Below are 16515 nucleotides of genomic sequence, written 5' to 3'. Positions count from 1 at the left end.
TCAATGACGAGTCGAATGATGGCCGCATTCAGCGTTCCTCGACGATTTCGACGATCCGGATGCCGAACTGGTCGCCGACGGCGACGATCTCGGCGCGGGCCACCGTGCGCTCGTTGAGTCGGACGTCGACGCAGTCGTCGATGAGGCGGTCGAGCGTGACGACCGAGCCGGACTGCAAGGCCAGCAGCTCCTTGACGGCGAGGGTGCCCGAACCGAGATGCACGTCGAGGGATACGATGACGTCGCCGACGAGATCAAGGCGCGGCTGGGCGGCGGCGCGCGCATCGGAGGTCTCGACCGGCCCGTGCTCGGGAAGGTCGACACGCATGACGACGGGGCGGTCGGGGGTGGCGTGGCTGGTCATCGGTGATCCTCGGGTTCGACGAGCGATTGCAGTTGAATGGAAAGTTGTCCGTCAGTGCGACCGAGGCGGCCGAAGCCGACCGCGATCTGGCCGGGATGTCCGGTCGTGACGGAAATGTCGGGATCGAGCCGATCGGCGAGCACGAGGACGTCACCGGGCGTGAGGTCGAGCAACTGAGCGACGGGTAGCGCAACGATGCCGAGCCGGGCGTGGACGTGTGTGCCGATCGATTCGATCGCAGCCGTACGCGGCGTCAACGGGGCGTTGCGTGCCGTCGATGCGTGGCGGGGCGCGTGTCGGGCCCACCAGAACGGGGCGGCGAAGACGATCGACAGGCATGGGGCATCGGAACCCAGCGCGAGTCGGACATGAACCGCGCCGTACCGTGATGCGATCGGTTTTGCCGCAACTGATTGCGGCAGGTGTCGCGCGTCGGGTGGGGAGGCACCGCAGACGGCGCGCAATGCGGCGGCCAGGTCGTCGGCCATCGACTTTCCGAACGCGCGCACGATCTCGGCGCAGTAATCGACGCGCGTTGCGGCGAAGCCGTTGGCGGGCTCGAGGTCGAGCGCGCGCAGGGCGAGCCGGTCGAGCGATCGTGGTTCGATGGCCCAGTGCAGGTGCGGCCCGCATGACCAGACATGGGCGTCGGACGACCAAGGCGGCGGTCGCAGCGGCGCTATCCGCTCGACGTCGTCGACGCGCGGTGTGTCGTCGCACCAGTTGCGCAACCAGGGGGCGATGGCGCTTTCCGACAGCGTGCCGGCTTCCAGCAGATCACGCTCGGCGAGCGGTCGCCAGCGCAACGGCGCTTCGCTCATCCCTGCCCCCGCATCTGGAACAACTGCATGATCATCTCGTTCGATGTGCTGATGACCTGGGAGGATGCCTGGAAGCCGCGCTGAATCAGGATCAGTTGTCCGAATTCGCCGGACAGATCGACGTTGGACGCCTCGACCGCACCGGAGCGCAACTGACCGACGAGCGGATCGCCGCTTTTCGAGTAACGCGGCGCAGGGAGATGCGATGCGTCGAACAGGCCCGCGCCGAGCTGAACCAGCAACTGAGGATTGGCGAAGTGGGCGAGCGCGATGGTGCCGGCTTTGCCGGTCTGGCCGTTCGAGTAGCGCAACGCGAGCTGACCGTCGCGGTCGATGCTCATCGACGCGAGCGTACCGGCTGCGTAGCCGTCCTGCTTCGATACCCGCAGAGTCGATGTGGCGCCGGCCGAGAACGCGGTGACGCCATCGGAAAAATCCAGCGTCACCGTGAGCTGCGACGACGGCAGCGTAACGTCGATCTTGTCCTGGCCGGGTTCAGGAATGCCGCCATGAAATTGCAGCGTGCCGATCTGGAGCGGCATGCCGTCGGGATCAGTGACGGTGACCTTCCAGCGTCCCGGCATCACGCCGGTATCCTCCGCAAACGATACTTTCAGCGTGTGCTTCGCGCCGTTCGCGTCGTAGACCTCGACGTTCGATACGGAAAAATCGGTCGAGCCGGGCGACAGGTTGTCGGTGAAGCGGACCACGCGCGTCGCGCGTGGCGGATCGAGCTGACGGTGTGCCAACGAGATCGGCGCGAGCGTGCCGGCCGCATCGAGCGTGGCGAGTTTCAGGCCGCTCGCTCGTTCGGTCAGCGAGCCGTCGTCGGCGATCTGGAATTGGCCGGTACGCGCGTGGCGGATCGTTTCGCCGTCGCGGAGTGCGAACAGGCCGTCGCCGTCGATGGCGAGATCGAGCTGTCCGGTACTGCCGCGCAATTCACCTTGCCGGAAATTCAGCGCCGTGTGCGCGTAGGCGATGCCGCTGCCGGATCGTGTCGCGTCTCGCGCGGTGGGTCGCCCGTCATACAGATCCTGAAAGCGCGGCGTCGACGATTTGAAGCCGGGCGTGTTGAGGTTCGCGACATTGTTGCCGATGGTCTGCAAGCCTTTCGAGTAGGCGCGCAGGCCGCTCATGCCGATATAGAGGCTGTCGAGCATGGGCGCCTCAGCGTACGGTCAGGATCTGCGACACGGTCGCATCCGCGAGGAACTGCCCGCTCTCGCTCTCGATCGTGAGTTTCGGTTCGCCGTCCTTGAACGACAGGCCCTTGACGACGCCGGTAGTCGTGCCAGCGTCGCCGCGGATGTCGACTTTGCGTCCGAGCAGCCCGAGGGTCTGGGTTGCGGATTGCACGGACAGCAGGTCGTCGATCTTGGCGGCGATCTGGCGGCTCTGCTCGAGCGACGTGAACTGTGCGAGCTGCGACACGAATTCGTAGTTGTCGACCGGCTTGAGCGGATCCTGATAAGTGAGTTGCGTCACGATGATCCGGAGCAGCGATTGCAGGTCGAGTCCGGTCGGGTCGGTTTGTCGGTCGTTGCCTGTCATGGGGCCGATGGAGTCAATCGCCATGTGTTCCTCCTGAGAGTCGGTGCGTTTCGATGAAAAGCCTGCCGTTGATAAAGAGCCGTGCGGACGGCACGCCGAGCCGGCGCAGTTCGACGAAGGCGCGTTGCGCAAGCGTCGAGTCGTCGATTCCGGCGGCGCGTACCGCGATTGAGAGGCCGACCGCACCCGTCAGCACGCTGAGCCGGCAGTGCGGCCCTGAAGTTGGGCGGGGTGCGGTCTCGCCTGCGTGACGTGACGACGAGGGGAAGGTCGCGGGGGCCGGCGGTGAGGCGGTGACGGATGCGGCGCGGTGAGCGCCGGGCACGATCGACATGGGCGGCGTGGGAGCGAGCAACGCTTGCACGTTTCCGCCGGACCGAGCCGGCGGGCGTTGTGTCGACACGGGCGCTCCCGGTTCGGCAACTACCATGTCGCGTCGCATGGGTGAGCAGTACCCGACACTCGGTGGCGTAGCTGGCACGCTGGCCGGTGCGCGATCCGGTCGTGCGGGAGCAGGAGCACTCTCGGACGCAAGTGACGGCGCAGCGCGCGGCGAGGCCGCCTGATTCGGTGCCGATGGCGCGTGTCCGGCCGTTGCCCCTCGCCACATGTCTCGTTCGAGCCGGCGCAGGGTTTGGGCGAATGCCGATGGCGAGTCGTCTCGATGTCGCGATACCGCAGATGTGTTGCCGGAGGCAACGTCGAACGAAGGGCGGACGGTTGTCGGGGGGGCGTTCACTCGACCCTCCGCCGAGTCGACAGCCACGCTTCGAGCTGCGCGTTGTCCGCCTTGTCGCGCGCGCGCCGTGCGGCGACGTGTGCCTGTGCGACGAGCGCGTCGGCTGCGTCGGCATATTGCTGCTGCCGCTCAAGCGTCGAGCGGTGTGCGTCGACCTTCGCGGCGGCTGAGTGTGCGTATTCCACCGCCGTCAGCCAGGTGTCGCGCGTCGCGTCAATTGCGCCGGCGAGATTGCGCAGCAGGTCGCTCGACAGCGCGGCGCTCGCGGTTCCGGATCGTCCGGCCAGTGCGACGGCGGCCAACCGGCCCGCTGCGTCGCGTTCGAGCCGGCATGCGTCCTGGCTGGCGGCCGCGAGCTGTCGTGACGCGGCGCGCTCGCGCGACAACCACAGGGCGCGGAGCTCGGCGATCCGCGTTGCCAGTGACAAGCGATCCGAGGGTTTCATGCGCTGTCCTCCAGTAGCGAGGCGAGCATTGCAATCGCCTGTTCGCGCCCGGTCGGAGTGTCGGCGTCCTGGCGCAGGAACGAGAGCAGCGCGGGGCGCAGGCGCAAGGCGCGATCGAGTGCTGGATGGCTGCCGGCCGTGTAGAGCCCGGATTCGACGAGCGTCTTCGATGTGTCGTACAGCGCGAGTTGGGCGATTGCGTCGGCGGCCAGCGCGCGTTCCGTGTCGCTGGCGACGTACCGGCTGACCCGGCTCACGCTTCTGGGGACCTGGATCGGCGGGAACTGCCCCTGTTCCGCGAGGGCCCTGCTCAGGACGATGTGGCCGTCCAACAGCGAGCGCATTGTTTCCGCCATCGGGTCGTCGATCTCGTCGCTTTCCGTCAGCACGGTCATCAGTGCTGTGATCGCGCCGCCGTTCTTCAACGCGCCGCAACGCTCGACGATTTTCGGTAGCGCTGCGAACACGCCGGGCGTATATGCACGCACGGTCGGCGGCTCGCCGGCAGCGAGGCCAATCTCGCGCAGCGCGAGCGCGTAGCGCGTCACGGAGTCGATCATCAGCAGGACATGTGCGCCTTGCGAGCGGAAGTATTCGGCGAGCGACAGCGCGGCCGGCACGCTGCGGGCACGCAGTGCGGCGGATTGGTCGGAGGTTGCGACGACGAGCGTCGTGCGAGCACGGTTCGCGGCGGACAGTGTCCGGTTCCAGCACTCCTCGACTTCGCGGCCCCGTTCGCCGACGAGACACAGGATGCGGACGTCGGCATCGACGTCGCGGGCGAGCGCTCCGAGCAGCGTCGTCTTGCCGACGCCGCTCCCCGCGAACAGGCCGACCCGCTGGCCGACGCCCAGCGTCAGGAGCGCGTCGAGCGCGCGCACGCCGGTTTCGAGCGTTCGCTCGGGCGATTGCCGCGTGAGCGGGGGCGTGGCGAGACCGGCAAGCGGCCACGTCGCAGTGCATTGGCCCAGTGCCCCGGCGCCGTCGAGCGGGCGGCCGAGTGGATCGACGACGCGGCCGAGATACGCGTCGCCGACGGGAATCGTCGCGCCCGCCTGCAGTGCTGCGACTTCATCGCCGATCCGGATGACGGACGCGGTCGTGTAGGGCGCGAGCGTGACGCGTGTGCGTTCGACGTTGACGATCTCCGCAAGTGTTGGCTCCGATCGGTTGCTGCCGATCGCGCACAGCGATCCGAGCGCGGCACCGGGGCCGTCCGCTTCGACGAACGTCGGCATGACGCGCGTGACGACGCCGGTGCGTCGCACCGGATCGGTCATGCGGATGGCCGCGACGTACGCGTGCTCAGTGGCTGGTCGGTGCGGCATCGTCGCGGAACTGGGTGAGGGCGGCCATCAGGCGGTCGTATTGTCGTGGGAGGTCGAGTTCGGCGCGACCGGGTGCGAGTCCGAACCGGCATGCACCGGCAGGCAGGTGTGAATGCGCGTTGACGATCGCTTCGGGTACGGCCGAGCCAATCGGCCGCAACGCGTTTTCGTCGGGGAAGTCGGTGCGCGATACGTCGACGGTCAGTACGACACTCGCCTCCATTTGCGCGACGTGATGCCGGACCGTTTGTGCAATGAGCGCCGGATAGTGCTCGGTTGCGCCGAGAATCCGCTCCAACGCGATTTGCGCGATGTCGAGTGCCAGGTTTTCGAGCGACGCGAAGCGTGCATCCAGCGACGCGCGCGCGTCCAGCACGCCGCGCGACAAGGCGTCGACACGCGCGTCGTCGTCGCGCTTCGCACTCGCATCGGCCGCGCAGCTGCCGTCATCGACACCTCGACGGTAAGCGCTGTCGCGCTCGCCTTCCAACGCGGCGCACTTCGTCTCGAGTTCGGCGAGCCGTGCAGTCAGCGCGTCGATTTCGGCGGTGTGTCCGTCGGGCGGAACAGGCACGGAGAGGGCGTCCGGGCCAGGCTCGCTTGCGGCTGTTGCAGCCAGCCGCTTGCGGCCGCCCTCGAGTCGCACGCGATGCGCTTTCAGGATGACGTTCATCGTCGTTTCCTTACCAAGTTGCGGAGCCGGGTGCGTAACGGGGGCCGCGCCGGCGCGAGTGCAGGTGGCGCGGCGTCGGCTGGCCCATCGAGCGTCAACACGACGTCGCGCAGCGCGCCGGCCGCCCGGGGCGAGATACGGAATCCGCCTGCGCGCGCTTCGACGCAGCGGGTGAGCACGTGCCGGCGCTCGTTGGTCAGATGGGCGAGCACGAGCGAGCGTTCGGCATCGTCGAGTCCTGCTGCGAGGCGTGCCGCGAGTTCGACCGGCAGTACCGCGAACGCGCGGGCGAGCCGGCCCACGTGCGTGCGTGTCTCGGCGTCGAGCGCAATCGCGGATGCCTCTGCCGATCCGCCGGCCGCGCGGAACGCGTCCGCGAGTAACGGTCGTAGCCGTTCGCGCTCGGCGTCGGACAGCATGCTCCAGATTGATTCGACGTCCTCGATCCGGCAGCTGGCGAGTTCCGCTATCGCTCGCCGCAGACGGCGCTCATCATCGACGTGCGTCATGCCGACCCCTCACGTGATCCGCCTGGTTCGGCCAGGAGTTGCCGCAAGCGCGTGGCGTATTCGGCCCGTTGGGCATCGGTCAGGCGTCGGGGTTGCGTCTGCCGACCGACGACTCTGCGACGCGCGACCCACGCGGCGATGGCACCGAGCGCTGCCGCGGCGGCGGCCGGCACGTAGGGGCGTGCGCTGTCGAGATCGGCGAAGCGAAGCCAGTGCGGCCCTGCCGCCTGCGATGCGGAAACGGGGGCTGCGCGCGGGCCGCTCGCGCCGTCCACGCGCGTGGTCAAAGCGATCGCGGCGGGCTGTGGTGCGACTTGTTTGTCCGTCGGCCCGGCCGGCGCGTCTGGCAGATAGATCGCAAGCGTGTCGCCGCGCCCGGGATCGAGGCCGATCGATGCAGACACGATGTCGCGCAGGCGGGCAGTGCGCTCGGGCGTCATCGTGCCGTCGAGCACGATACCGACCGACAGCTTGCGTATCGCGCCCGGGCTCCTGACGATTTGTTCGACGCTTCTTTCCGAGCGCGCGATTTCCTGTGCGGGCGGCGCCGGCGGTACGCCGGGTAGCGGCGGCAAGCTGACGGTCGGCCATCCGGTAGCGGCGTGTCGCGTCGGCACACCCGGCGTGCCGTCGGGACCGGCCGTCGACTGCGTGAGGCCGGATTCGCGCGTGGTGCGGATCTGATCGAAATCGAGCGTGGCGTCGACGCTCACCGTCGCGCGACCCGCGCCGGCGATGGGGGCGAGTTGCGCGAGGACCTTGTGTTCGTAGCGTTGTTCGACGGCATGCTTCAACGCGAACTGAGGATCGTCGGAATCGATGCCGCGCCCATCGGCGGACGCGCCCCGCTGATCGAGTACCGAGACGTCGGCGGCCGACATTTCGGGCACGGCCGCAGCAACCAGCCGCTGGATTCCCTTGACGACGTCGGGCGCCAGCGTATGACCGTCGCGTACGAACAGTGCGACGGATGCTTTCGGACGATTGCGATCGCGTCGAAACAGCGCCGTCTCCGGCAGGCTTAGGTGCACGCGTGCCAGCTCGATTGCATCGAGCGTCGCGATCGTGCGCGCGAGTTCGCCTTGCAATGCGCGCTGGTAATTCACTTTTTGCGCGAATTCAGTCAGGCCGAAGTCGCTCTGATTGAAGAGTTCGAATCCGACCACCCCCTGCAGACGCAAGTCAGCGCTCGTCAGCTTGACGCGCGCGGTGCGCGCGTCGTCCGCGGGCACGAGGATTGCGGACGTTGGCTCGTCATAGCGAAACGGTATCTTTTCCTTGTCGAGCTGAGCGGCGACGGCGGCCGCATCCTGTGGCTTCAGATCGCGGGCCAGGACCTGATACGACGGACGCCAGGCCAGCCAGGCGGTGAGCCCTGCACAGCCGACCACGGCGGTGAGCGTGCCCGCGAGCGCAAATTGACGCGTGCGGGAGCCGGCAGGAAAGTAGGCGCCGAGGCGGGAAATTGATTGCTTCATCTCACAGTTGCATCCGCATCAGTTCCTGATAGCCCTCGACGAGCCGCGTGCGCACGTTGAGCGCGAGCTGCAGCTTGAATCGTGCGTCCTCAAGCGCCAGCACGACCTGGTGCGGCGGTTGCTCGTCGCCGAGTGCGATCGCAGTGCTGGCTGCCTCGGCAGCATGCAGCGCCCGGTCGACGTTCTGTACCCCTGACATCAGCTGCATCCCGAAGCTGTCCACGGCGAGTGGGGACGGGGCCGTTGTCCAGGGCGTGTTCGCGTATTCGGCAATGGCCTCGATTGGCGTCATGATTGACCTCCGATGTCGAGCGCGCGCAGGTACATCGAACGCGCAGCGTTGAACATCACGACGTTGGCCTCATAGGTACGCAGCGTTTGCACCAGCAGCGCCATTTCGGCGGCATGGTCGAGGCCCGGATAGCGGACCAGCCCGTGCGCGTCTGCGTGCGGATGCGCGGCGTCGCGCACGAGGCGCGGCGGCGTATCGAGTGCGTCGATGCCGAGCGCGCGGGTGCCGGAAGGCGGGACGGCCGGGGCCGCGCCGGGTGCGCGCCGCAGCGCTTCCGGGAATGCCGGTTCGATTGGCGGGCCGGAGACGAGCCGCAACGGCCGATATGGTTCGACGCCGGGGGCAGTGGATACGCCCGCGTTGGCGAAGTTCCGAGCGATGAGTTCGAGACGCTGGCGTTCGACGTCGAGGCCGGAGCGCGCGATGGCGAAAATCGTGTCGGACATGTTTAGCCTCCCCGCACCGAGAGCTGTCGAAGCTGCAGCGCGCGGGTGAGTACGCCCGCGAGCAGCGCGTAGCGCGCCGACGTCTGCGATGCGTCGGCGATTTCGCGATCGAGACGGGGGGCATCGGGCGTCGCAACGGTGTGTGGCTGGACGGCTTCGATGCGCGCGCGTTGCGCAGCTGTCGTATCGCCGGGCCGCGCGGCCGCGGCGGCGGACAGCGCATCCTCGAAAGTCACGCGCAGTGGCGAGACGGCGGCAGCGTTGGCGGTCGCGACGTTGTGCGCGAGCGCGGCCGAGCGTGCATACAGGCCGTCCATCGCCTTGCCGGCGATCGCGGCGACTAAATCCATCGACATCGCTTGCTTCTCCTTCATTGAATGAGCAGTTCGGCATACAGCGCGCCGGCAGCCTTGACGGCTTGCAGGATCGCGATGACATCGCGGGTGCCGACGCGCGCTTTCGCGAGCGCTTGCACCAGGTCCCCGACCGTGCCGCGCGGAAACGACACGGCAACGGTTTGGCTCGCTTCGTCGACCGACAGCTCGCTGTTGGCGAGCACGACGCTGCGCACGTCACGTCCGCCGAACGTGACGAAGTTCGGTTGCGACGCCGAGTATTCGGTGGTGACCGACACCCGGATGTCGCCGTGTGAAATCGTGACGGGGGAGATTCGCGTATCGCTGCCGGCGACTACCGTGCCGGTGCGCTCGTTGACGACGACGCGTGAGCGTTGGTCCGGCTCGACCGTCAGCGTCTCGATGCGGGCGACGAACGAGAGGAGCGCCGTCGGGTCGGTTGGCGCGTCGATCTCGATGGCGTCCGCGCCGAGCGCGCGCGCGGCCGATTGCCCGAGCGTGCCGCTGATGCGTTGCGCGATGCGTTGTGCGGTGACTGGATCGGGGTCGCGAAGTACGAAGCGGAGCTTGCCGTCCGGTGTGACGAGCGCGGCGCGCACTGCGATCTCGACGATGCCGCCTCTCGGCACGATGCCGACCGTCGGATGATTCTTCAGCTTCAGGTTGCCGTTCGCGTCGTACCGGTAGCCGCCGACCGACACGGGGCCTTGCGCCAGCGCATAGATCCGGCGATCGGGCCCACGCAGCGGCGTCATGATCAGCGTGCCGCCTGCGAGGCTGCGTGCGTCGCCCGTCGACGTGACATTGACGTCGAGCGCATCGCCGAGATTGGCGGCGGGCGGCAGCGCAGCCGTCACCATGACCATCGCGACGTTGCGGCTCTGGATCTGCTCGTGTCCGACGACGAGATCGAACTGCGACAGCAGGTTCGCCAGTGCCTGGCGAGTCGCCTGGTTGCGCGGCGAGTCGCCGGAGCCGGCGAGGCCCGTCACGATTCCATATCCGACCAGCATGTTGTCGCGCCAGCCGAGGAAGCGTCCGAGATCCTTGAGCCGGACCTCGGCTTTCGTGTTTGCGGCTGCCGACTGCGTACCTGCGGCGAGCAGCGCGAGCGCGGCCAGCGGCAACAGGCGACGGAGCCATGTGTGAAGGCGGCTCACCATAGGCCGAGCCACGCGAAAAAACGGGGAATGAGTCCCGGTTTCGTGCGATCGGTGACGAAACCGTCGCCGGTGTAATCGATCCGGGCATCGGCGAGCCGGGTCGACAACACGGTATTGCTGGGGCCGATGTCGATCGCGCGCACGCGTCCGTTCAGGCGGATGCCGGTCTTCTCGCCGTTGACGTCGATGCGCTGCTCCCCTGCGACGACGAGATCGCCGTTCGGTAGCACGTCGATGACGGCTGCGCTCAGTTGCGCGAGCAGCCGGCCGCTGCGCTGGATTTGTCCGCGGCCGCCGTAGTCGTCGCCCGCGCCGACCTGTGCACGATTGTTGCCGGCATAGAGCGTCGAGACGCTGCCGTTGATCGAGAAGCCGGTGCGCGTCGACGTGTCGGCCGTCTGGCTCGCACTCGACTGTTCATAGACGAGAACCGTGACGATGTCGCCGATCGCGCCCGCGCGACGGTCGGCGACCAGCGGCTGGAAGGCATCGGGCCGGTAGAGCGTGTCCGCGTGGCTGAGCTGCGCCGCGATCAGCACGCCGCAGACGATCGCCGAGACCGGCCCGAGACGGCACGAACGGTTCGTCGCCCAGCGCGGGTGGGGGTTGCCAGGGTGCATGCTCATCGCTTCAAGCCGTTCGCGATCGCCATCAACTCGTCGCCTGCCTGGACGAGTTTTGCGCTCGCGGCATAGGCGCGCTGGTAGAGCATCAAGTTCGCGAGTTCGTCCGCGAGCGCGACGTTCGACGCTTCGCCGAATCCTTGCGCGAGCGTGCCCGCATTGTCTTCGCCGGGGCGCGAGCGGATCACGGTGGCGCCGTCGTCGGCGATCCGATAGGTGCCGTCGCCGAGCGCCAGCAGCGCACGCGGATCGGACGCCTGCGAGATCTCGATCCGGCCGACCTCGAGCGGCGCGGCCTGATTCGGGATCACGGCGAGCACTTGGCCGTCCGGCGCGATGTCGAGTTGCTCGGCGTCGCGCGGCACCGAGATCGCCGCTTTCAGCGGGAGACCGTTCGACGCGCGCAGCGTGCCGTCGTCGCCGACGCGCAGCCGCCCGCCCCGCCACAGCATCACGTTGCCGTCGGCCGCGTCCAGCTCGATGAAGCCTTCGCCGCGGATCGCGAGATCCCACGCGTCGTCGCTTTGCCGCAGCGTACCGGGCGAGAACACCGGTCGGGTTTCGGCGGCGACTCCCGAGCCGCCTGCCAGACCGGCCGTTGCGATGATTTCCTGCCGCGGCGCGGGAACACTGCTCGCGGTCAGCAGTGTCGAAAACGTCACGGCGCCTCGCTTGAAGGCAGGGGTGTTCAAGTTGGCGATGTTGTGACCGGTCGTATCGACGGCAGTTTGTTGCGCGGCAAGACCGGTCGCGCCGATGTAGAACAGGTTGTTCATGTCACATGCCTCCGAGGCGTTGCAATACGGTGCCCATCAGATCGTCGTAGGCGTGAACGAGCTTTTGTCCGGTTTCGACGCGGCGCATCGCTTCGACGAGCCGCACCATGTCGTCCGCAGCGCTGACGTTGGAGGTCTCGGTGAAGCCTTGGGCGAGCCGGGTCTGGACGGTCCGCATGCCGGCCGTACCGTCGGGCGTGTACAGGCCGCCCGCGATGCGTCGCAGCTGCGACGGTGCGTCGAACGCCGCGACGCGAATGACGGACGTCGGCATGCCGTGATCGAATACGGTGCCGTCCGGGTCGACGCGCCAGCCGTCCAGGCTGACGACGATATCGCCATGCGTGCCCTGCAGCGGCCAACCGCCGGTGCGGGTGACGAGGCGTCCGTCAGCCGTGCGCCGGAACGCACCGGCTCGCGTGTATGCCGGGCCGGCGTCAGTCAGCACTTCGAAGAAGCCGTCGCCGGCGATCGCCAGGTCGAACGGATCACCGGTCCGGACAAACCGGCCTGGTGAAAAATCGGCTAGCCGGTGGAGCGTCGGTTCGCCGCCGGCTTGCGTGGCGTCGCCGGCGAGCACGTCGTGGAACGTGACTTCGCGCTGATAGCCGGGCGTCGCTATATTCGAAAGATTGCGTGCAGCCGTTTCCGCACGCTGTGTTTCGAGCGAGATCAGTCGTAACGACAGCGTCATCAGGTCATCCATCGGGGCGTCTCGTACATGGTGGGTTTATGCGGCCAGCGGCGTAGCCGATGCAGGGGAGGCGGGTGATGCGGCCGGCGGCGGATCGATGCGGACGGTCGCGAACGCGCGCAACGGAATCGCATCGGGCACTTCATTGATCGACAGCACGACGAGCCTCGGCACGACACGGCGGGAGAAGGTCTTGAGCGCACGCCGGATATCCGGCCGGCATAGCAGCGCGGGTGTGTGTCCCTGACGCATCATCGTCTCGGTGTGTGCCAACAGGCGGGCCAGAAAGGGCTCCGCGACCCGTGGGTCGAGCACGTGCGTGCCGTGACCATCAGCGCCGGCGAGATTGCGTGCGATTTCAGCTTCAAGCGCGGGGTCGAGCGTCAGCACCGCAAGCGCGTCGCGCTCGCCCTGCACGCGTTGGCAAATCGCATGCCCGAGGCGTTGGCGCCCGGCCTCGACAAGCCGCGCGGGGTCTTTCTCGTGGCGTCCGACGTCGGCAAGCGTCTGCACGATCAGGTCGATATCGCGGATCGGAACCTGCTCGGCGAGCAGCCCTTGCAACACCTGCTGCACGTCGCCAACGGCGAGCACGTTCGGCACGACTTCGTCGACGAGGCCGGGCTGGCGCGCGCGCACGCCGTCGAGCAGCGCGATCGTTTCGGCACGGCCAAACAGGCGCGCTGCGTGGGTCTTGATCAGCTCGGTGACGTGCGTCAGAAGCGCGGTGACGGGATCGACGCACGTGTGGCCGAGCGTTTTCGCACGATCTCGCTGGTCGTTGTCGATCCAGACGGCCGGCAGGCCGAACGCCGGGTCCCGCGTCGGGGCACCGGGCAGCGTGCTCGTTACGCCGGTGGGATGGATCGCGAGCGTGCGATCCGGATACATCTCGGCCTGGCCGACGCGAGTGCCGAACAGCCGCACTTGGTATTCATCCGGCGGCAGTTGCGTCGAATCGCGAAACACGACGGCTGGCGCGACAAAGCCGCTTTCGTCGGCGTACTGTTCACGGAAGGTTGCGATGCGTTCGGCGAATACGGTTTGCATCGGCTGCCAGGCGGCCGTCAGTGCCGTGCCGAACACGACCTCGACGGCCGGCAGCGCGGTCGGGCCCGCCGCGTCCTGCGACGGCGCTGGCGGTGTGGTGTCTTCGTTTGCCGGCGTGGGGCGTGCCCGCGTGCCGGCCCAGACGCCGAGCGCTGCGAGCGCCAGGAGGGTGGCCGGCCACTTAGGCATGCCGGGCAACGCGACGAGACCCGCCAGCGCCGCCGCGACGAGCAGCTGGATCTTGGGAAAGCGAGCAAGCTGTCGCAGCGCTTCGTGGCTCAGCGCGTTGTCCGCGGACGAGCGGGTGACGATGATGCCGGTTGCGACCGAGATCACCAGCGCGGGCACTTGCGTGACGATGCCGTCCCCGATCGTGAGCAGCGTGAACGTGCGGACCGCATCCGGAAACGACATGCCCATCTGTGCGACACCGACCGCCCAGCCGCCGAGAATGTCGATGAGCAGAATAATGATGCCGGCGACTGCGTCGCCTTTGACGAACTTGCTTGCGCCATCCATCGAACCATAGAAGCCCGCTTCGCGTTCGAGTGTCTTGCGGCGGCGTTTTGCCTCATCCTGATCGATGAGGCCCATGTTGAGGTCGGCGTCGATGCTCATTTGCTGGCCGGGCATCGCGTCGAGCACGAAGCGCGCAGCCACTTCGGAGACGCGCTGCGCACCATTGGTCACCACTACGTACTGCACCACGACGAGAATAAAGAACACGATCAGCCCGATCACGTAGTTGCCTTGTACCGCGAACTGGCCAATTGCATCGATGACCTGGCCGGCGTTGGCACCGGACAGGATGAGACGCGTCGCCGCGACGTTGAGCGACAGGCGGAACAGCGTCGCGATCAACAGCAGTGAAGGAAACGTCGAGAACTCGACGGGTCGGGTCACATAGAACGTCAACAGGAGAATCGTGAACGCGAACGCAAAATTGACGATGATCAGCAGGTCGAGCAGGGCGGCGGGGACCGGCGCGAACAGAATCAGCAGGATCGCGCTCGCCGCGAACACGAGTGCGAGATCGGATTGGCCCCGGAGGCGGTGCTCGAGCCAGTTCATCGCGCAGCCTCCTGCGTGCGCCGGACGCGCAGATAGAGAGCGGCGGTCGCGGTGAACAACTGCGGCGGGATTTCTTTCTCGAGCGCACCGTGGCGGAACAACTGACGCGCGAGCGCCGGCGCCTCGATGATTTGTACGCGATGGATAAACGCGAGTTTCCTGAGACGCAGCGCGAACTCGCCGGCGCCCTTCGATACGATGGTCGGCGCAGCCATCTCGACGGGGGCGTAGCGCAGGCCGACCGCGTAATGCGTCGGGTTGGTCACGAGGATATCGGCTCCGCGCATCCCCCGCAGGCTGCGCGAGCGCTGCAGCAGTTCGCGCTGCAATTGCCTGCGACGTTGTTTGATGCGAGGGTCGCCCTCGTGCTGTTTGTACTCCTGCTTGACCTCATGGCGGCTCATCCGCATTTGCTTGTTGAATCGGCGCCGGACGAGCGCGTAATCGAGCACGGTGAAAAGTGCCGCCGCGATCAGCAGCTGTACCGCGAGCGCGAGGCCGGCCGAGCCGAGCGCGCGGGCCAGGCCGGCCGCGGTCAATCCGGCGTGCGACGCGGTGCGCGCCGCGTCGACGATGCACCGGTAGGCGAGTGTGCAGTAGACCGCCAGCTTGACGCAGGCCTTGGCTGCGTCAAGCACGGTCTGCAGCGAGAACAGGCGCTTGATTCCGGCCGCCGGGTTCAGCCGCGAGAAATCGACCTTCAGTGCGTTGGGCGCGAACAGGAAGCCGGCTTGCGCGAGCGCGCCGACGAGGGCGCCACCCGCGGCAGCAGCGACCAGCGGTGTGACGATGGCCAGCGTGTCGGGCAATAGTGCGCGGAGCCAGTGCGTGACCGCGCGACCATCGGCCGGGAGGCCGGCTGAGTCGTTCAGTACACGGATAGCGAGCGCGGCGACCCGGCTGGCCATCCGATCCCCGGACAACCACAGATAGCCGGCGCTAGCTGCGATGGCGAGCACGATGCCGGGCTCCTGGCTGCGCGGCAACTGTCCCCGCTTGCGCGCCCGGGCGAGCTTGTAGCGAGTTGCCTGCTCGGATTTTTCCTGGTCCTGATCAGCCATCAGAAAATTCCCGATGCAAGGGCGAATTCGAGCGCGGCACGCAGCAGCCGCAAGGTGACGGGCGCGAGGAGACCGATCGAGAGCGCCGTGACGACGATCGCGGCAATGGCCTTGACCTGTAGGCCGAGCATCAGTGCATTCAACTGTGGCAGCGTGCGCGACAGGAATGCGATGGACAGGTCGATCAGGAATAGCGCGAGCATCACGGCGGCGACGGCGCCGAGACCGATTGCCATGACCATGCTGAAGTAGCCGATGAACGCTTGCGGCGACGCGACGACGTGCGCGGTACCGGGCGGCATCCGTTCGATCGATGCGGCGACGAGTCGCAGCAGCTCGAGGTGCGCGCCGTTCGCAAAGCAGATTGCACCGGTGCCGAGCGTGAGGAGCGTGCCGAACAGCGGGGCGGGGCCGCGCGAACCGGGGTCGATAACCGTTGCAAGGCCGAAGCCGGCCTGGACGTCGAGCGCGCGCCCGGCGAACGACAGCGCGGCGAACGCCGCCTGAAACGGAAAAGCTAGCGCGAGCCCCAGTGCGAGTTCGGCGAGCGCGCTGGTGACGAGTGCAGTGGACGTGTCCAGGCGTGCGGCGGGAATGGGCGTGGCGAACGCGCCGGCCAATGAGAGTACGAGGCAGACGCGCATCCTCAACGGAATGCGGAGTTGCGAAAATGGAGGTGCGAGCACGAATAGCGGGCCGAGGCGTAAAGACAGCAGCAGCGCGGCCGTTGCCCATCCGGTGAAGGTTTCGGTGGGCATGATTCAGCGGAGATCGGCGATGCCAGCGAATAACGTGGTGGTAAAGCCGGTCAGACGGCCGAGCATCCACGGAGCGAGCGTCACGATTACGATGCCGGCGACGACGAGTTTGGGCACATAGCTCAGGCTCATCTCCTGCAATTGCGTTACGACCTGGAAAATGCTGACGAGCAGGCCGGCGATAAGCGTTGCGGCAAGCACGGGGCCTGCGATCAGGAGGCTATTCCAGACGAGCTGGGAGAGCATCTGTAGTGCTTGGCTTTCTGACATCGACCGTTCCCCGTTTCAGCGTGGATATTCCGCTATTAATTCG

General features: G+C 67.3%; 21 protein-coding genes. All 21 read right to left on the bottom strand.

Translation table 11 applies throughout. From position 1 onward, the window contains the following. Positions 1 to 28 precede the first annotated feature (28 nt). The 21 genes from LGM89_RS13845 to LGM89_RS13745 all read right to left on the bottom strand — a co-directional run bounded on the left by LGM89_RS13845 (position 29) and on the right by LGM89_RS13745 (position 16472). Entirely contained in the window at positions 29 to 364 is a 336-nt protein-coding gene (locus LGM89_RS13845; RefSeq protein WP_226273227.1) for a FliM/FliN family flagellar motor switch protein, read from the bottom strand. Continuing rightward, positions 361 to 1185 carry a FliM/FliN family flagellar motor C-terminal domain-containing protein gene (locus tag LGM89_RS13840; protein WP_226273226.1) on the bottom strand — a complete coding sequence of 275 codons (825 nt, stop codon included), beginning with the start codon at positions 1183 to 1185 and terminating at the stop codon, positions 361 to 363. Before LGM89_RS13840 ends, LGM89_RS13845 begins: the two co-directional genes overlap by 4 nt. Further along, positions 1182 to 2348, bottom strand: a complete 1167-nt coding sequence (locus tag LGM89_RS13835) for a flagellar hook protein FlgE (RefSeq protein WP_226273225.1) — start codon at positions 2346 to 2348, stop codon at positions 1182 to 1184. The genes LGM89_RS13840 and LGM89_RS13835 overlap by 4 nt, the downstream gene beginning before the upstream one ends. Positions 2349 to 2355: 7 nt before the next feature. Continuing rightward, positions 2356 to 2763: a flagellar hook assembly protein FlgD gene (locus LGM89_RS13830; protein WP_226273224.1), complete on the bottom strand. Its 408-nt coding sequence runs from the start codon at positions 2761 to 2763 to the stop codon at positions 2356 to 2358. After that, a complete protein-coding gene (locus LGM89_RS13825; RefSeq protein WP_226273223.1) occupies positions 2753 to 3073 on the bottom strand; it encodes a hypothetical protein in 321 nt (106 codons plus the stop codon). The genes LGM89_RS13830 and LGM89_RS13825 overlap by 11 nt, the downstream gene beginning before the upstream one ends. Positions 3074 to 3474: 401 nt before the next feature. Next, positions 3475 to 3924 (bottom strand): hypothetical protein, encoded by a 450-nt coding sequence (locus LGM89_RS13820; protein WP_226273222.1) that lies wholly within the window; start codon positions 3922 to 3924, stop codon positions 3475 to 3477. Then, entirely contained in the window at positions 3921 to 5204 is a 1284-nt protein-coding gene (locus LGM89_RS13815) for a FliI/YscN family ATPase (RefSeq protein ID WP_226273221.1), read from the bottom strand. The genes LGM89_RS13820 and LGM89_RS13815 overlap by 4 nt, the downstream gene beginning before the upstream one ends. Positions 5205 to 5229: 25 nt before the next feature. Next, positions 5230 to 5925 carry a hypothetical protein gene (locus LGM89_RS13810; protein WP_226273220.1) on the bottom strand — a complete coding sequence of 232 codons (696 nt, stop codon included), beginning with the start codon at positions 5923 to 5925 and terminating at the stop codon, positions 5230 to 5232. Then, positions 5922 to 6434 (bottom strand): hypothetical protein, encoded by a 513-nt coding sequence (locus tag LGM89_RS13805; protein WP_226273219.1) that lies wholly within the window; start codon positions 6432 to 6434, stop codon positions 5922 to 5924. Before LGM89_RS13805 ends, LGM89_RS13810 begins: the two co-directional genes overlap by 4 nt. After that, complete coding sequence (fliF, locus tag LGM89_RS13800) at positions 6431 to 7912, bottom strand: flagellar basal-body MS-ring/collar protein FliF (RefSeq protein ID WP_226273218.1); 1482 nt, start codon at positions 7910 to 7912, stop codon at positions 6431 to 6433. The genes LGM89_RS13805 and fliF overlap by 4 nt, the downstream gene beginning before the upstream one ends. A gap of 1 nt (position 7913) precedes the next feature. After that, a complete protein-coding gene (locus LGM89_RS13795) occupies positions 7914 to 8204 on the bottom strand; it encodes a flagellar hook-basal body complex protein FliE (RefSeq protein ID WP_089431753.1) in 291 nt (96 codons plus the stop codon). After that, positions 8201 to 8650 carry a flagellar basal body rod protein FlgC gene (locus LGM89_RS13790; RefSeq protein WP_226273217.1) on the bottom strand — a complete coding sequence of 150 codons (450 nt, stop codon included), beginning with the start codon at positions 8648 to 8650 and terminating at the stop codon, positions 8201 to 8203. Before LGM89_RS13790 ends, LGM89_RS13795 begins: the two co-directional genes overlap by 4 nt. Before the next feature lie 2 nt (positions 8651 to 8652). Further along, positions 8653 to 9006 (bottom strand): hypothetical protein, encoded by a 354-nt coding sequence (locus LGM89_RS13785; RefSeq protein WP_226273216.1) that lies wholly within the window; start codon positions 9004 to 9006, stop codon positions 8653 to 8655. Between the two features lie 14 nt (positions 9007 to 9020). Next, a complete protein-coding gene (gene flgI / locus LGM89_RS13780) occupies positions 9021 to 10169 on the bottom strand; it encodes a flagellar basal body P-ring protein FlgI (protein ID WP_226273215.1) in 1149 nt (382 codons plus the stop codon). Next, a complete protein-coding gene (locus LGM89_RS13775; protein ID WP_226273214.1) occupies positions 10163 to 10795 on the bottom strand; it encodes a flagellar basal body L-ring protein FlgH in 633 nt (210 codons plus the stop codon). The genes flgI and LGM89_RS13775 overlap by 7 nt, the downstream gene beginning before the upstream one ends. Beyond that, entirely contained in the window at positions 10792 to 11568 is a 777-nt protein-coding gene (locus LGM89_RS13770; RefSeq protein WP_226273213.1) for a flagellar hook-basal body protein, read from the bottom strand. Before LGM89_RS13770 ends, LGM89_RS13775 begins: the two co-directional genes overlap by 4 nt. 1 nt (position 11569) lies before the next feature. Further along, positions 11570 to 12262: a flagellar hook-basal body protein gene (locus LGM89_RS13765; protein WP_226273328.1), complete on the bottom strand. Its 693-nt coding sequence runs from the start codon at positions 12260 to 12262 to the stop codon at positions 11570 to 11572. 36 nt (positions 12263 to 12298) lie between these two features. Beyond that, entirely contained in the window at positions 12299 to 14383 is a 2085-nt protein-coding gene (locus LGM89_RS13760) for a flagellar biosynthesis protein FlhA (RefSeq protein ID WP_226273212.1), read from the bottom strand. Then, positions 14380 to 15444 (bottom strand): flagellar biosynthesis protein FlhB, encoded by a 1065-nt coding sequence (locus LGM89_RS13755; RefSeq protein WP_226273211.1) that lies wholly within the window; start codon positions 15442 to 15444, stop codon positions 14380 to 14382. The genes LGM89_RS13760 and LGM89_RS13755 overlap by 4 nt, the downstream gene beginning before the upstream one ends. After that, positions 15444 to 16202: a flagellar biosynthetic protein FliR gene (locus LGM89_RS13750; protein WP_226273210.1), complete on the bottom strand. Its 759-nt coding sequence runs from the start codon at positions 16200 to 16202 to the stop codon at positions 15444 to 15446. Before LGM89_RS13750 ends, LGM89_RS13755 begins: the two co-directional genes overlap by 1 nt. 3 nt (positions 16203 to 16205) lie before the next feature. Continuing rightward, positions 16206 to 16472: a flagellar biosynthetic protein FliQ gene (locus LGM89_RS13745; RefSeq protein ID WP_226273209.1), complete on the bottom strand. Its 267-nt coding sequence runs from the start codon at positions 16470 to 16472 to the stop codon at positions 16206 to 16208. Positions 16473 to 16515 lie beyond the last annotated feature (43 nt).

Origin of the sequence: Burkholderia sp. AU31624 (assembly GCF_020420065.1) — a bacterium.
Lineage (GTDB): Bacteria > Pseudomonadota > Gammaproteobacteria > Burkholderiales > Burkholderiaceae > Burkholderia.
This window is presented reverse-complemented; position numbering and strand designations above follow the sequence as displayed.

What these genes read in the sequence shown, in the direction of transcription:
- LGM89_RS13790 (WP_226273217.1), bottom strand. Translation starts at nt 8,650, where the DNA reads ATGTCCGACACGATTTTCGCCATCGCGCGCTCCGGCCTCGACGTCGAA.
- LGM89_RS13770 (WP_226273213.1), bottom strand. Translation starts at nt 11,568, where the DNA reads ATGAACAACCTGTTCTACATCGGCGCGACCGGTCTTGCCGCGCAACAA.
- LGM89_RS13775 (WP_226273214.1), bottom strand. Translation starts at nt 10,795, where the DNA reads ATGAGCATGCACCCTGGCAACCCCCACCCGCGCTGGGCGACGAACCGT.
- flgI (WP_226273215.1), bottom strand. Translation starts at nt 10,169, where the DNA reads ATGGTGAGCCGCCTTCACACATGGCTCCGTCGCCTGTTGCCGCTGGCC.
- LGM89_RS13830 (WP_226273224.1), bottom strand. Translation starts at nt 2,763, where the DNA reads ATGGCGATTGACTCCATCGGCCCCATGACAGGCAACGACCGACAAACC.
- LGM89_RS13815 (WP_226273221.1), bottom strand. Translation starts at nt 5,204, where the DNA reads ATGACCGATCCGGTGCGACGCACCGGCGTCGTCACGCGCGTCATGCCG.
- fliF (WP_226273218.1), bottom strand. Translation starts at nt 7,912, where the DNA reads ATGAAGCAATCAATTTCCCGCCTCGGCGCCTACTTTCCTGCCGGCTCC.
- LGM89_RS13755 (WP_226273211.1), bottom strand. Translation starts at nt 15,444, where the DNA reads ATGGCTGATCAGGACCAGGAAAAATCCGAGCAGGCAACTCGCTACAAG.
- LGM89_RS13805 (WP_226273219.1), bottom strand. Translation starts at nt 6,434, where the DNA reads ATGACGCACGTCGATGATGAGCGCCGTCTGCGGCGAGCGATAGCGGAA.
- LGM89_RS13750 (WP_226273210.1), bottom strand. Translation starts at nt 16,202, where the DNA reads ATGCCCACCGAAACCTTCACCGGATGGGCAACGGCCGCGCTGCTGCTG.
- LGM89_RS13745 (WP_226273209.1), bottom strand. Translation starts at nt 16,472, where the DNA reads ATGTCAGAAAGCCAAGCACTACAGATGCTCTCCCAGCTCGTCTGGAAT.
- LGM89_RS13840 (WP_226273226.1), bottom strand. Translation starts at nt 1,185, where the DNA reads ATGAGCGAAGCGCCGTTGCGCTGGCGACCGCTCGCCGAGCGTGATCTG.
- LGM89_RS13760 (WP_226273212.1), bottom strand. Translation starts at nt 14,383, where the DNA reads ATGAACTGGCTCGAGCACCGCCTCCGGGGCCAATCCGATCTCGCACTC.
- LGM89_RS13820 (WP_226273222.1), bottom strand. Translation starts at nt 3,924, where the DNA reads ATGAAACCCTCGGATCGCTTGTCACTGGCAACGCGGATCGCCGAGCTC.
- LGM89_RS13835 (WP_226273225.1), bottom strand. Translation starts at nt 2,348, where the DNA reads ATGCTCGACAGCCTCTATATCGGCATGAGCGGCCTGCGCGCCTACTCG.
- LGM89_RS13845 (WP_226273227.1), bottom strand. Translation starts at nt 364, where the DNA reads ATGACCAGCCACGCCACCCCCGACCGCCCCGTCGTCATGCGTGTCGAC.
- LGM89_RS13795 (WP_089431753.1), bottom strand. Translation starts at nt 8,204, where the DNA reads ATGACGCCAATCGAGGCCATTGCCGAATACGCGAACACGCCCTGGACA.
- LGM89_RS13810 (WP_226273220.1), bottom strand. Translation starts at nt 5,925, where the DNA reads ATGAACGTCATCCTGAAAGCGCATCGCGTGCGACTCGAGGGCGGCCGC.
- LGM89_RS13785 (WP_226273216.1), bottom strand. Translation starts at nt 9,006, where the DNA reads ATGTCGATGGATTTAGTCGCCGCGATCGCCGGCAAGGCGATGGACGGC.
- LGM89_RS13765 (WP_226273328.1), bottom strand. Translation starts at nt 12,262, where the DNA reads ATGACGCTGTCGTTACGACTGATCTCGCTCGAAACACAGCGTGCGGAA.
- LGM89_RS13825 (WP_226273223.1), bottom strand. Translation starts at nt 3,073, where the DNA reads ATGTCGATCGTGCCCGGCGCTCACCGCGCCGCATCCGTCACCGCCTCA.